The organism is Gelidibacter gilvus, assembly GCF_004115975.1.
GTDB classification, from domain to species: Bacteria; Bacteroidota; Bacteroidia; order Flavobacteriales; family Flavobacteriaceae; genus Gelidibacter; species Gelidibacter gilvus.
Genome location: NZ_SDDZ01000016.1, coordinates 67,752 through 82,231 on the forward strand (window position 1 = coordinate 67,752; position 14,480 = coordinate 82,231).

Genomic DNA, 14,480 nt, shown 5'->3' on the forward strand with positions numbered 1-14,480 from the left:
ATTAGTTTATTTGATAAATGATGATGCCGTTTTGATCGCCTTTTGTAACAAACTCTGGATTTTTTCCCTTGTCAATATTGTCAAGATCAATGGTGGAATTGCCATAAACGGGGAAGTTGTCAATCGCTTTTCCTAAGCTATCAAAAAGATAAACTTTCTTGGCCTGTAAATCGGTAACGGAAACGTAAATCTTATCGTTGACGTAGAATATTTTTGGTGGTGTATAATCTCCAAAATCCAGCTCTACTTTATTGGTTTTAATGTGCAGAATATTCTCAGAAAGCGTGACTAATGTTTTACTGGTTGCAGTGATGCTGTGTTTCTCTCCCAGGCTTAAATTGCTACTGCTCATTTTTCCGTTTTCGTCAATTTGAACGAGGTCACCTTTAGCGGTGGTGGTCGTGAACTTGTTGTCATACAGATAAATGCCACTGTCGCTAAAGCTGATATTGTTTTTCACGTTGACCCGTGTTTTACCCACCCTATTTAATATTTCGAGCTCGTTGCCTTGGACAAAAACAATATAATCCTTTCTGTCAATTCTGAAATGTTGAGGCTGGGTATTGATGGTGTTTTCTGCTTTTTTGAAGTTAAATCCTCTTACAATTTTACCTTGCTTGTTATACAATAAAACCGAAGCGCCTTGGGTAACCATCAATCGGTAATCTCTGTTTTTATCATAGTCAAAGACCGATAATGGCTGTGTAATTTGATCCCTAAACTTTAAAGGAAAAGAGCCAACATCCTTTCCGTTACGGTCTAAAACATAGACCTGATGTTGTGTAGCAAAAGCCAATTGGAGCCGCCCATTTTTATTGATGTCTATTTGTTCAATCCTTCCTAAGATCTTGCTATCCAATTGCTTTTTCCATTGCACTTTGCCATCTTTGGAAATAAGATATAAATTGTTGCTAATGTCCTGTACTGCCACTTCCATTTGGTTGTTGGTGTGGTTGTTTACAAATTGAGGATTGGTCAAAACATCAGCATCCAAAGTCACACTAACATCTTCATAAACCGTATTTGACGCCGATTTTTTCTTGTTTTTGTGTAGGATAGCGTGAACGTGCGCGAAATCAGTTTCATATACAAACTGTATAGCCGATGCATTGAAGCCATCAGCGTTGATGGTGTTTGCAGTTTCGAAATTTGAATTGAGAATTTGTTTTAGATGATTGGAATTGGCGTATGCAAGCAATGACGATTCGTCGCTTAAATCGTCCATCATGTCTTCAAAAGCATGAGATGTAGAAAGTGTCGCATTATTTTGATAACTGGCAATGACTTCTTTTAAGAGTTCCATATCATCTGAAAACACGAAAAAATCTTCAATATTAATGAATTTCGTTGCTTTTGTATAGGTGATCAATGGTGAAAACAAATCGGAGAAAAATTCAGGTTTATCAAAGGTGTAAATGGAAATGTCTCTATAGGTGTCAATACTGTTTTGAGCGCCAAAAAAGGTGTTCATATTTGTGGCATCAATACTATTCAAAACGACCGCCTGTTGATCGTTTTTATAGATTACACCAGCTTCCAAAATACTTTCAAAGAGCGATTCGCTAACTATGGAATCTTGTTTTCTGAATTTAGAAAGGTTTTCGTGAAAGGTCTTAAAACTATGAAATGTAAAGCTCAAAAACCCATCACTATCTGGTGGACATATTTTTGGCAATCTATTTTCTTGAGGAAAGGTGTTTTTGAAAATATTGATCAAGCTTTTAGAAGAATCCTTTGCGACGGTTATCCCATCAAATCTGAGTTGGTCCTGGGTTAAATCGGCATCTAAAAGGAAGTAATTGGAGAGTTGAGCTTTGTTGAGGTGTTGATCAAAGAATAATTCGGGTTGAAATGATTTGCCTTTCGTATTCATGAAAAGAGACAAGGATTCGCCATTGGACGTGGTCTGGTATAATTCTTTCAACAACGGATTAGGGTCCTTTTTATTAAATGCGGCTTCTGTTAGTGTCCGGTCATTGGAAGCGAAGACTATGCTGTCCTTGACCATGCTATAAATAATTTCTTTCTCAATGGTTGTTTTGGTTAAGGAGCCGTTTTTTAAGGTGATGGTTTCTACCGAATAATTAGGTGTCGAAGCGAAATTGAAAAGATCCTTATGATATTTTGTGATGACTGAAATTTGGAGACTGTCTTTTTGGTCGTGTCCAAAGGCAATCAGGAGATCATCTGAGGGTTTTAAGTGATTGAGAAAATCAAGCTTTTTATTGAAGTGCCCAATTGGAGTTTTACCAGAAAACTGATTCAGCAGACTGTTGTTTTTAAACACGCTTTTCAGACCTTCAATTGAAGTCGTTTTTATAACCACTGTCGCATGATTTGGAACCAATGTCATGAGATTGGAATACTTAGGCGTGTCGTTTTTACAACTTATGATTAATATAAATGTTAACAGAAAACAAATATTTCGCATGTTGGTTTTTTTTGTAAATATAAAAAGTTAGAGTGGCAGGTGTAATTGTTGGGGCATTAATCTGAAAGTTTTCCTGTGATATGGTGTGATACCATACTTTTTTATCGCATCGCGATGTTCTTTTGTTGGATACCCCTTGTTTTGTCTCCAATTGTACATGGGGAATTCCTCGTGGATCTGACACATATACGCATCTCTATTGGTTTTTGCCAAAATTGAAGCTGCCGCAATATTAAGGAGTTTGCTATCGCCTTTAATAATAGTTTCATGTGGGATGTCCGCAAAAGGTTTAAATCTATTGCCATCAACACTTATAAATTTTGGTGCCGTTTGTAATCTGGCAATGGCTTTGTGCATCGCCAAAATAGAAGCGTTCAAAATGTTAATCTCGTCAATTTCTTCAGGATAGACATGCGCAAAAGCAAATGATACGGCGTCTCTTTCAATGATAGGTTTTAAAAAATCACGTTTAGCCTGTGAAAGCTGCTTTGAATCATTCAGAATCAGATTCTCAAATTTTTCAGGTAAAATAACTGCTGCGGCCGTAACTGGACCCGCCAAGCAACCACGACCGGCCTCATCTGTGCCACATTCAAAAGGATCTAAGGTGAAAGAAAGTTTAAGTATCAAGTATTGGAAATTTCAACAAATTTAAAACAATAAAGTCACATCTAGAATATAAGAAGATTTATCCATCATAGCGAATTGGTTTTTCTTTTTATTTCGAAGTGCGATTCATAAAAAATAGTGTATATATAATATGGTGTAGAAAATCTATGCGAGAAACTCTAGAATCATCATTTATGTTAGGATGTGAAGTAAATCTGTCATTCATGTCTACCATCTTATTTAATACGTTAACAGGAAAGCTTGGTAGATATGATTTTCTCAAATTGGCGTCAAGGTTTTGATTGTTCACTTGTAGTGTAGTTATGAGTGCTTGCAATAAAAATTGAAATCGAGTGGTCTTCACAACTTCAATAATTAAAAGATCCGTAAATTTTATGACTATAAAGATGCCCGCTATTATTTTCTCTAAATCCAACTTTTAATATTACAATGGATAAGAAATTAAAAGCAAAGACGATTTATAGCGCTTTATTTACAGGAAGACAAATCATATCGGTTCTATTTTAACAAATAAAATCATTTATTCATCAAGAAAATACATAAAGATTGCATTATGTTTTGCGTCTTGAGTAAATCATTTTTAATTGTTAAAATTTTAACGCAAGCTTTCTTATAAATATAGATCTAATTAGTCTTAAGGATTAGCGTTTTACGTGGTAAAACCTTTGTTTGGCGCACTATTGACGTTAACATATTATTATGTGTAAAGTTTGTTTTTTTAATATATTATTATGATGTTTGCGCAAGACTAACTCAAATAATTGTTTTATGAAATTAAAATTAACATGGTTAATGACGCTTTTCATGGCGTTTGTGATGCAGTTTTCTTTTGCACAAGAGAAAACTGTTTCAGGTACGGTCACATCTTTATCGGATGGTTTTCCGTTGCCTGGTGTAAGTATTATTGTAAAGGGTACCACTCGTGGCGTCCAAACAGATTTTGATGGAAATTATTCCATTAGCGTCCGTGCAGGAGAAACGTTAGCGTTTTCTTTTGTAAGTATGAAAAGTACTGAAGTTGTAGTAGGTGCAAGTAATACTTATAATGTTACAATGGAAGAAGACATTGCTGCTCTTGATGAAGTAATAATTGTTGGTTATGGTACTACGACGAAAGACGCTTTTACTGGTACCGCAACAAAAATTTCTTCTGAAAACATTGAAGCGAAAACTGTTTCAAACATTTCTCAAGCGTTGAAAGGTGAAGTTGCAGGTGTGAACGTTATTACTGGTTCTGGTGCTCCAGGTTCCAATGCAACGATTCGTATTCGTGGATTTGGTTCTGTAAATGGTAACCAGAATCCATTGTATGTAGTAGATGGTGCGCCATTTCAAAGTGATATTTCTGCAATTAATGTCGCTGACATTGAAAGCACAACGGTTTTGAAAGATGCAGCGGCTACTTCTATTTATGGTTCAAGAGGTGCCAATGGTGTTATCTTGATAACTACTAAACAGGGGAAATCTAATACTTCTGTAATTTCTGTGGATTTTCAAACAAGTATCAATACGCACATTTTACCTAATTATAGTGTTGTTAATTCTCCAGAAGAATATATGGAATTGGCTTGGATGTCCCTTAGAAACAAAGGTGCTCTATTAGGTCAGGCTAATCCAGCGGCATGGGCAAGTGCTAATATCTATGGTACAGTTGAAGGGATCAACAATCACTACAATATTTGGGATGCTCCGGGTGCTAGTTTAATTGACCCAGCAACTGGTAAGTTTAATCAAGGTGTCAATCGTAGATACACTCCAAAAAGATGGGATGACGAAGCCTTTGGTACTGGATACAGACAAGAAGCTAACGTTCAATTTAGTGGTGGTAACGAAAAAACAAGATTTTCTACTTCATTTGGTTACGTAGATGATCAAGGGTATACAGTTAATTCACGATATACTAGATATTCAACAAGATTAAATCTTGATCACAAAGCAAAAGATTGGTTGAGTATTGGTGGTAATATGGCTTTTACTGGAGCTCGATACAATAACTCTTCATCATCTGAAGGTGATGCTGGTTCTTCAGGAAATATTTTTGCACTTACCAATACAACCCCTGCTATCTATGACGTATTTCTTAGAGATGCTAATGGAAATCGTGTTGAGGATCCTATTTTTGGTGGATTCCAGTATGATTATGGTGGGTCATTTGGAAGAAGAGCTTGGAACTCTACCAACGGTATAGCCGATGCTAAATATGATGTACAAAGAACAGATGTGAATACACTTCTTGGTAACTTCAACGTTGGTGTTGATTTCACAGATTACTTGAAATTGGAATTGCGTTACAGTGGTCAGTATAACTTCTCTGATGATGCTTCAAGAGCGAATCCATATTATGGTGGTGCTAAAGGATCAGGTGGAACGTTGTTTAAAACAAAAGATTTAAATGTCAACCAAAACTTCTTACAGTTGTTGCGTTTCAACAAAACTTTTGGAGAGCACAGTTTAGAAGCATTTGTGGCACACGAATCAACTGAAAATAAATTCCAAAGAATGAGTGCTGGCGCTCAAAAAGCAATTTTGCCTAACACATTCGATTTATCTCAATACACCACACCTTTCGGTAAGGCAAATTCCTATACACAAGGGTGGACATTAGATAGTTACTTTTCTCAATTGAACTATAGTTTTGCACACAAATATTTTGTCACAGCATCGGTTAGACGTGACGGTTCTTCACGTTTCTTAAAAGATAAGTGGGGAACATTTGGTTCTGCAGGTTTAGGTTGGGTAGTCTCTAAAGAAAACTTCTTTTCAAATGTGAGTTTTATGGATTACTTCAAACTGAAAGCTAGTTACGGTGTCATTGGAGATCAAGGTACTAACTTATTGTACGGATGGCAATTGTATAACATTAATGATACTGCTGACGGTAGTTATTCTTTTACTCAAGGCGCTACACGTGCTAATCCAGACCTGACTTGGGAGACTTCAAAAATTGCACAAGTTGGATTTGAAAGTACTTGGTTTGATGATAGATTTAATCTTGATGTGGATTATTATGTTAAAAACACAACCAATTTATTTTTCAACCAGAGTTTACCAGGATCAAATGGTTTTGCTAACATTCAATACAACGATGGTACTTTAAGAAATAGCGGTTTAGAGTTTAATGCTTTGGTAAAAGTTGTTAAGGATGGCGATTTCAGATTGTCTGTTGGTGTCAACGGAGAAATATTTGATAACGAAATCACAGAAATGCCAAATGATTTCTTGACTGGTGAACCTAAAGTGTTGGACGGAAGTTATTCAAAAGGAAAATCAATGTACGATTGGTACATGCGTGAGTGGGCTGGAGTAGATCCAGGTAATGGAGCTGCATTATGGAACATGTATTTTAATGACGTCAACAATGACGGGATATTTAATGCTGGTGATGAAAGGATTTCTAGTATGACAAGATATATGCATGACAATCCTGATGCTAACGTTCAAAGCACAACTACTAGTGTGTATGCTAATGCAACCACAAAGTATTCTGGTAAATCTGCTATTCCTAAAGTGAGAGGTGGTTTCCGTTTGAGTACTGGATACAAAGGCTTTGATTTATCAGCACAGTTCAGCTATAGTTTAGGTGGCTATGTTTATGATGGAGGTTATTCTGTATTGATGTACAACAGAAGTTTAATTGGTAATGATAACTGGCATACAGACATGAGAAATGCATGGAAAGAGCCAGGTGACATTACTAATGTGCCAAGAATGTCTGCTGCATTTGCAGACGATGTATCGTTTCAAAATCAATCGACACGTTTCTTAACAAAAGCGGACTACTTATCATTAAACAACGTGAACCTTGGCTATACATTGCCTAAGCAGTATGCTGAAGATATGAATCTTACAAGAGTTAAGTTTTTTGTTTCAGGTGATAACTTGCTAATGTTCAGTAAGAGAGATGGACTAAATCCATCAACGATGATCAGTAGTGGTAATTCAGGTATTTATATGCCAATGACTACATTCTCGCTTGGTGCAAAAATCGAATTTTAAAAAAAAATCAATATGAAAAAAAGCATTTTTTATTCAATTATATTCGCCTCATTGTTTTTAGTGGGGTGTAGTGAGGATTTTTTAGATCCTGAAAGAAACACAAATGTCCTTACCGACGCCGATTTCAATGAATATTCTGAAATCAACCCTGATTTAATTGTCGGTACATTAGATGGTATCGCAAGTTTTATGATACAGCCTCAAGGCATTACCACCCAGCATTATGACTTCGGTCAAAAAGGTGTGGATATCTGGTTAGATATTTTAGTAGGAGATATGGCTTTAGCTACCAGTGGTTACGGCTGGTACAATGGTGTAGCCAACTTAGTATCTACTGTAGATGAAACTCAGGACGAGAATAAGATTATTTGGAATTATTACTATAAAATTATTAGTTTATCTAATAGTGTTATTATGAATTCTGGAGGTAATGATGCTGAGCCTGAAACACCTGAATTGGGTCGTATCTTGGCGCAAGCTAAAGCATCTCGTGCGTATGCGTACTTTTATTTAACGCAGACATATCAGAGAGAATTTGATTTAACACAGGAAATTTTACCTTATTATGACGGTGAAACTACTGAAACTGCAAAAGTTCCGGCTTCCCAGATTTATGATTTAATCCTTAGAGACTTAACTCATTCTTTAGAGTTGTTGGATGGCTATACAAGAAGTCAAAAAAATCAAATTGATCAATCTATTGTTCATGGGTTGTTAGCGTATACTTATGCAGCTATGGGAAATTATCCTGATGCTAAATTACATGCTGATGCGATTATTGATAGTGGAAAGTTCCCGCTTACAACTACGGGCCAACTTGCTTACCCAGGTGTAGGATCTGGATTTAATAATATCAACACACCTTCATGGATGTGGGGCTTTGATTTGACTGAAGATTTAGGTCATCAATTAGTTGACTGGTGGGGCCAAATAGATTATTTCACTTACAGTTATGCTGCTGCTGGAGATTCAAAAGCCATTGATGATGGGTTATTTGCTCAAATTCCTGCAAATGATATTAGAAAAACACAGTTTGGTACTGGTAACGCGCCTTTAATGCCAATTAATAAGTTTTTTGATCCTGCAAGAACAGAAATGGAGCAATACATCATTACTACCGATTTGATTTTCATGCGCGTTGAAGAGTTCTATTTGTTAAGTGCAGAGGCTGCGGCCAAAACAGGTAATGAAGGTGATGCTAAAGCAACACTAATTGAACTTTTGACTATCCGTATGGGGGGAGTTGCTGAAGCTGAAGCATACGTTAATCCGTTATCTGGTGCTTCGCTTATTGATGCTATCTATCTTCAAACAAGAATTGAAATGTGGGGAGAAGGTAAAGCATACCTAGCAATGAAGAGAAACAAGAAAACTGCTACGAGAGGAACAAATCATGTGTTCCGTGCTGGTTCATCGTTTCCTTACAACGCAAACGAAATGTCTTTCTTAATCCCAAGATCTGAGATAGATAACAACCCATCAATTGATAGTCAAAACTAAAAACAGGATATAAATTATGAAAAAATATTTTAAGTATTTTGCTATAGTCACTGCCGCATTAATGTTTAATTGTGAAGCAGATGATCCTACCACGTTAAGCGACTATGTTGGATTTGAAATAGGGCCTTTGTCAACAACTGTTCCTAAGAATGCTTCAACTACTAAGGAGGTTAATGTATATGCTAGTGAGGAAGCTTCGACTGAGCGTACGTATTCAATACAGGTTGATCCTGCTTCAACTTTGAAAGCTAAATATGTCGTTCCTGGAACGGTTACTATTCCTGCGAATTCTAAGGTTGGAACTTTTTCAATCTCAGTTACTGACGATGATACTTTAGGTTTTGTTGACCAATCTTTAATCGTAAGATTTCAAGCGGAAGCGGGTCTTAACTTCGGTAATCCGGTAAAGGTTAATTTCGCTGAGGAATGTTTAGAAACTTTGGTATTATTAAGTATTACTACTGATGATTGGCCAGAAGAAACAACATGGGAGTTGTATGATTTGTCTGGTGCTGAACCAACTGTCATTCATTCTGGTGGTCCTTATCCTGGTGCTGCAAACCGTAAGAAAGTTTTACCTTTTAGGTTCTGTTTGTCTGCAGGTGAATATGGTATCGTAATATATGATGTGTTTGGTGATGGAGGAACTTCATATGAAGTTACTTCAGGAACTACAGTTTATGTTCCAAAGACTGCTTCAACATCTGCAGAATCTTCTGCAAGGTTTACTATTAAGTAACATATTCTCTCTTTTATTTAAAGCCACCATATTTTATGGTGGCTTTTTTTTTGATTTTAAGTTTGCAAAATATAATTGCAGTATATTGTGCATGTAACTATTAAAATTAAATATGAAAAAATTTTTACTCTTAATTACCTTTTTATTTGCAATTAGCGTTGGCTATAGTCAGAATACATTAAAAGCAAATGTGTCCAATGAAAATCTTGAGTTATTGAAATCTTTCAAAAGCGAAGAACAACAACGAATATCGCGTGTTAACGCCTACACGAAATCCAATCGTAAGGTGATAATGACCTCAAAAGATAGTTTAAATTATATGCATCTTTATGATGTTATTGATGGTGTAGCTTTATATAAAACCACTCACAATCTTGGGTCGGCAAACGCTACAAAAACCTCTGATCTTCAAGTAGGGGGTAGCCTTGGTTTGAACCTTGACGGTAGCGGAATGACTTTGGGTGTTTGGGATTTTGGTCCTATTGAGACTGGGCATCCTGAATTTCAAAATAAAACAAATACAGGATCCCGTGTTATTAATGTTGACAATACTTCGGTTGGTTCTGAAACAGGATTTAATGATCATGCCACACATATTTCTGGTACTATAGGTGCTAAAGGAGTAGATGCAAATGCTAGGGGAATGGCAACCAATATTAATATTCATACCTATAATTGGACCAATGACAAAGTTGAAATGCTTGCGGCTGTCAATTCAGCTACCAATCCAATTATCATTTCTAATCATTCCTATGGAGTGCCGCTTGTTGGAGAAGATAAAGAAAAGTTGCCAGCATGGTATATGGGCGCTTATACAAAGGACGCAAGAGATATGGATGAAATATCCAGAAATAATCCTAAATATTTAATCGTTACTTCTGCTGGTAATGACGGTAGAACTAGCTACACTGGTGGAATGTATGCCGATTTTGATAAATTAACGACAGATAAAAATGCCAAGAACAATTTGGTCATTGCGAATGCAAATCCAGTTTTACAACCATTTTCTTCAAATTTTAAAACCTTAATTATTAATAGATCGAGCAGTCAAGGACCGACGGATGACTTAAGGGTGAAACCGGATATCGCTGCAGATGGAACAGATGTATATTCAACTACTTTAGATGGTACCTATGCTACTTTTTCGGGTACTTCAATGTCGGCTCCCAATGCCACTGGAACGCTTGCCTTATTACAACAATACTATATGCAATTGCATGGAGGATACATGAATTCTTCTACTTTAAAAGGATTGGTATGTCATACTGCGGTTGATGATATTGCGGCTCCCGGCCCGGATCCTGCTTTTGGTTGGGGGTTTTTAGATGCCAGGGCATCTGCAGAAGCTATTTATAATGCAACTACTAATACTGCCATATTAAATGAATTGAACTTGGCGCAAGGTAAAACTTACACCATGAAATTCTCTGCAATAGCCGGCGATAAGTTAAAAGCTACCATATCTTGGACCGACATGCCTGGAGATATTTCTCAAGGAGAATTGAATGATCCTACTGCAAGATTAGTGAATGATTTAGATTTGAGAATATCTAAAGATGGAGAAGTATTTTTCCCTTGGAAACTTAATTTTGATTCAGCTACTGGTTTTTCGAATTCCAAAGGCGATAATACCGCAGATAATATTGAAATTGTTGAAATAGAGGCGCCATCTTCTGGCGAATACACTTTGACAGTAAGTCATAAAGGAACCTTGAGAGGAAATGTAGGGAATGTTTTTACGCCACAGACTCAGGATTTCGCATTAATAGTCACTGGAGGAAATCTTGTTCTTAATACAAAGGAGAATGTGTTGTCTAATAATTTGGTCGTTTTTCCAAATCCTTCCCAAGGTGAGTTTACAATAAGTTTTGATGCCCATTTAAATACTAACGAAGATGTGAAAATCTCTGTGTATGATACGAGTGGACGTAAAATTTATGCCAACAGTTTTGTAAATAACTCCGTTAGGTTTACGGAAACTATAAAATTAGATCATGCAAGACCTGGTGTGTACATCGCTAATATTTCCAAAGGGGATAGTAACACCACACATAAAATTGTAATAAAATAAACTTTCATTTTATTTTTGTTATTTTAAAGACCAACGATCCTATCTGTTGGTCTTTTTTATATAAAGTAAATTAATTTTTTATCTACGTAAATCATAAATTATCATTTACTTTGTTCGAAAATGACACTGCCTTAAATGTATATAAGATATTTCTCCATACTTTTATTTCTCCTTTTTACTGTCGGCCTTAATGCTCAAGTTAAGTTAAGAGGTAGGACATCTCCCGATAGACAAAAAGATTCCACGTCATCAGATGGTATTAAAGGAAAGGATAAATTGGCTACTATAGATATGTATGTTCAATTTAATGATGCTTTGGATTCAATTGCCGTGGATACAACTTTATCAATCAAGAAACATTACAAATTCAATTACTTGAGAAAAGATGACTTTGGTTTGCTGCCTTTTTCTAATCTAGGCCAAACCTATAATAGTCTCCTGCATGATTTTAAGAACAAGCGTTCTTTACCGTTGTTTGGCGCGCGTGCCAAACATTTTAATTATATGGAGAGAGAAGATATTAATTATTTTCACGTTCCTACACCGCTTACCGAGCTATTCTACAAAACAGCCTTTCAACAAGGCCAGTTGGTGGACGCTTTCTTCACAATCAATATGTCAAAGCAGTTTAACTTTTCAATAGCATACAAAGGACTCCGATCGTTAGGAAAATATCAGCATATTTTAACCAGTACGGGTAATTTTAGGTTTACCACAAATTATACGACAGAAAACAATAAATATCAAGCTCGTGCCCATATTGTAATGCAGGACATTCTTAACCAAGAAAATGGTGGCCTTACAGATGAAGACGTCGCACTCTTCCAATCTGGCGATCCTGAGTTTATTAATAGATCGGTCTTTTCTCCTAATTTTGAGGATGCCGAGAATATGCTCGAAGGCAAACGATTTTATCTTAATCACCAATATAATCTTCTCCAAGCCTCAGATAGTTTGAGTAATAATTTAAGTATTGGTCAAGTCATCTCATTTGAGGATAAGTATTATCAATTTAATCAGGCAACCCGTAATGATTTTTTTGGAGAGGCATTTTTGAATTCCAATATTGAAGATAAAGTTACCCTTGAAGATTTTTCAAATCAATTTTTTGTCAAGTATGAGAATGGTATTTTAGGTGAACTTCAATTCCATGCAGATTATAATACCTATAATTATGGCTATGACGCCATAGCCGTTATAGATGGTGTAAGAATTGCAAACCGATTAAAGGGTAACATCTTTGGAATAGGAGGTGCCTATAAAAACCAAATAGGCGGATTTAATTTGAATGGTGAATTTGGTCTGAATCTATCAGGTGACTTTAATGGCAATTTCTTAGATCTGAACGCATCTTATAAATTGAACCCTGATCTTAAGGTTTTGGCGCGTTTGAATTCAAATTCCAAAATGCCAAATTACAATATGTTGCTCTATCAAAGTGATTATCTCAACTACAACTGGGACAATGGCTCGTCCTTTAAAAACGTACAAACCCAAAATTTGGCATTTAAGGTCCAGTCCGATAAAATAGCCACCGCCGAAATAGAATACACCACCATAAACAATCACGCGTATTTTACAAAGGACCTAAACAATAATGTCAAAGCAACCCAAGCTGAGAATTCATTGAACTATCTGAAGCTTCAGGTATCAAAGGAATTCCGTTTTGGCAAGTTTGCTTTGGATAATAGGGTCATGTATCAAAATGTGATCGATGGTGATGCCATATTAAATGTACCACAAATCATCACGCGCAACACACTTTATTTTTCTGACCATCTATTTAAGAAAGCGCTCTTTTTACAAACAGGAATCACGTTTAATTATTTCACGGAGTATACTATGGATGGTTATGATCCTTTGTTGGGTGAGTTCTACACTCAAAATCAAATTAAGGTCGGTGATTTTCCAAGATTGGATTTCTTTATTAATGCGAAAGTCAGGCAAACGCGAATATATCTTATGGCCGAACATTTCAATTCGGCATTCACCGGCTACAATTATTTTTCGGCACCAAATAATCCCTACAGAGATTTCAGCATCCGTTTTGGTCTCGTATGGAACTTCTTCCTTTAATTTTAGATAATACCTAAATCTGTTAGTCTTCCTCATTGCTTTCTGGACCATTTTTTTATGGTTGGGCATAAGAGGGTTGTGTTGCTTCTCAGTTGAAAGCTTGTGTAAGCTAACATGTCATTCCAATTTCATCACCATCTTATAAGGTTGGGTGCCCAATCTCAGAGATTTTAATGTTACTTCCCCAAACTTCGGTCGTATTGAAGACATCGTTTCTCTTAATTTCTAGATGTTCTTTTTCTGTATGAGGGCTTCTTAATCTTAATTTTTGGTTCTTATCGTTAACCTGGCGATAGTTTTAAAGAGATAGCTAATAGTTTTTATCCAAAATATAAGATCTCTGATTACTTAAATGGCTTTAAAAAGAGAATGCTACTTATACATTATAATAGATAGACTTTACAGGAAAGTATATAAGTAAGGTATGACACCTATTATATAGGAGCAACAATCTGTTTTGTTTGACCGATTGGTTGGCACATTTGTCAGGCTAGAGCTCCCTCTCGCCACAAATTCTGCGGTCTCCAGCAGGTCCACCGGAGCGCCCCGGCAGGCGTCCCACCGCCAACCCGCGCCCTCCCCACGCCACCGGCGCAACTGACGGCCCAATTTCCATCTGCCTAAGGCGTTCATTTCCAGCATGGAGAAAAATAGTTTAAAAAAAGAGCGATTTAATTTTGCGGGTAAAGGAAAAAGGGTTGTATATTTGCACCCCGCAAACGAGGGTCTTCGGGCCCAAGGGAACGGAAAAAAGTTCATTTACATCCTTACAAAAAGAAAGCGAAATTTTTTAAACAAAAAGTTTTGCGGATCTAAAAAAGGTTGTATGTTTGCAGCCGCAAAAAACGGCAACGTTAACTGCGGATAGGTTCATTGAAAAGGTGTTTTATGTGGTCGATTTAAAGTGTGAAAAAAAACTTTCAAAAAAACCTCAAAACATTTTGCAGAACCGAAAAAGGGTTGTATATTTGCACCCGCTTAGCGATTGAGTTCGCCGAGAGAAATAGAAACAAGTTCATTAACATATTGGATTGACA

Annotated in this window: 7 protein-coding genes; 5 read left to right on the plus strand and 2 right to left on the minus strand. The window is 36.4% G+C overall.

The window, feature by feature from the left end:
- Position 1: 1 nt before the first annotated feature.
- Entirely contained in the window at positions 2-2,431 is a 2,430-nt protein-coding gene (locus tag ESZ48_RS17370) for a ribonuclease HII (RefSeq protein WP_129018770.1), read from the minus strand.
- A 27-nt stretch (positions 2,432-2,458) separates the two neighbouring features.
- Positions 2,459-3,058, minus strand: a complete 600-nt coding sequence (locus ESZ48_RS17375; protein ID WP_129018782.1) for a ribonuclease HII — start codon at positions 3,056-3,058, stop codon at positions 2,459-2,461.
- Between the two features lie 771 nt (positions 3,059-3,829).
- Here ESZ48_RS17375 and ESZ48_RS17380 point away from each other — a divergent pair.
- The 5 genes from ESZ48_RS17380 to ESZ48_RS17400 all read left to right on the plus strand — a co-directional run bounded on the left by ESZ48_RS17380 (position 3,830) and on the right by ESZ48_RS17400 (position 13,443).
- Complete coding sequence (locus tag ESZ48_RS17380) at positions 3,830-7,057, plus strand: SusC/RagA family TonB-linked outer membrane protein (RefSeq protein ID WP_129018771.1); 3,228 nt, start codon at positions 3,830-3,832, stop codon at positions 7,055-7,057.
- Between the two features lie 12 nt (positions 7,058-7,069).
- Positions 7,070-8,557 (plus strand): RagB/SusD family nutrient uptake outer membrane protein, encoded by a 1,488-nt coding sequence (locus ESZ48_RS17385; RefSeq protein ID WP_129018772.1) that lies wholly within the window; start codon positions 7,070-7,072, stop codon positions 8,555-8,557.
- Between the two features lie 16 nt (positions 8,558-8,573).
- Positions 8,574-9,296: a hypothetical protein gene (locus ESZ48_RS17390; protein ID WP_129018773.1), complete on the plus strand. Its 723-nt coding sequence runs from the start codon at positions 8,574-8,576 to the stop codon at positions 9,294-9,296.
- A gap of 112 nt (positions 9,297-9,408) precedes the next feature.
- Positions 9,409-11,367 (plus strand): S8 family serine peptidase, encoded by a 1,959-nt coding sequence (locus tag ESZ48_RS17395; RefSeq protein WP_129018774.1) that lies wholly within the window; start codon positions 9,409-9,411, stop codon positions 11,365-11,367.
- 135 nt (positions 11,368-11,502) lie between these two features.
- Entirely contained in the window at positions 11,503-13,443 is a 1,941-nt protein-coding gene (locus ESZ48_RS17400) for a putative porin (RefSeq protein WP_129018775.1), read from the plus strand.
- The last annotated feature ends 1,037 nt before the right edge of the window (positions 13,444-14,480 follow it).

Excerpts from the sequence above, each read along its gene's own strand:
- ESZ48_RS17370 (WP_129018770.1), bottom strand. The coding sequence starts at position 2,431 with ATGCGAAATATTTGTTTTCTGTTAACATTTATATTAATCATAAGTTGT.
- ESZ48_RS17380 (WP_129018771.1), top strand. The coding sequence starts at position 3,830 with ATGAAATTAAAATTAACATGGTTAATGACGCTTTTCATGGCGTTTGTG.
- ESZ48_RS17385 (WP_129018772.1), top strand. The coding sequence starts at position 7,070 with ATGAAAAAAAGCATTTTTTATTCAATTATATTCGCCTCATTGTTTTTA.
- ESZ48_RS17390 (WP_129018773.1), top strand. The coding sequence starts at position 8,574 with ATGAAAAAATATTTTAAGTATTTTGCTATAGTCACTGCCGCATTAATG.
- ESZ48_RS17395 (WP_129018774.1), top strand. The coding sequence starts at position 9,409 with ATGAAAAAATTTTTACTCTTAATTACCTTTTTATTTGCAATTAGCGTT.
- ESZ48_RS17400 (WP_129018775.1), top strand. The coding sequence starts at position 11,503 with ATGTATATAAGATATTTCTCCATACTTTTATTTCTCCTTTTTACTGTC.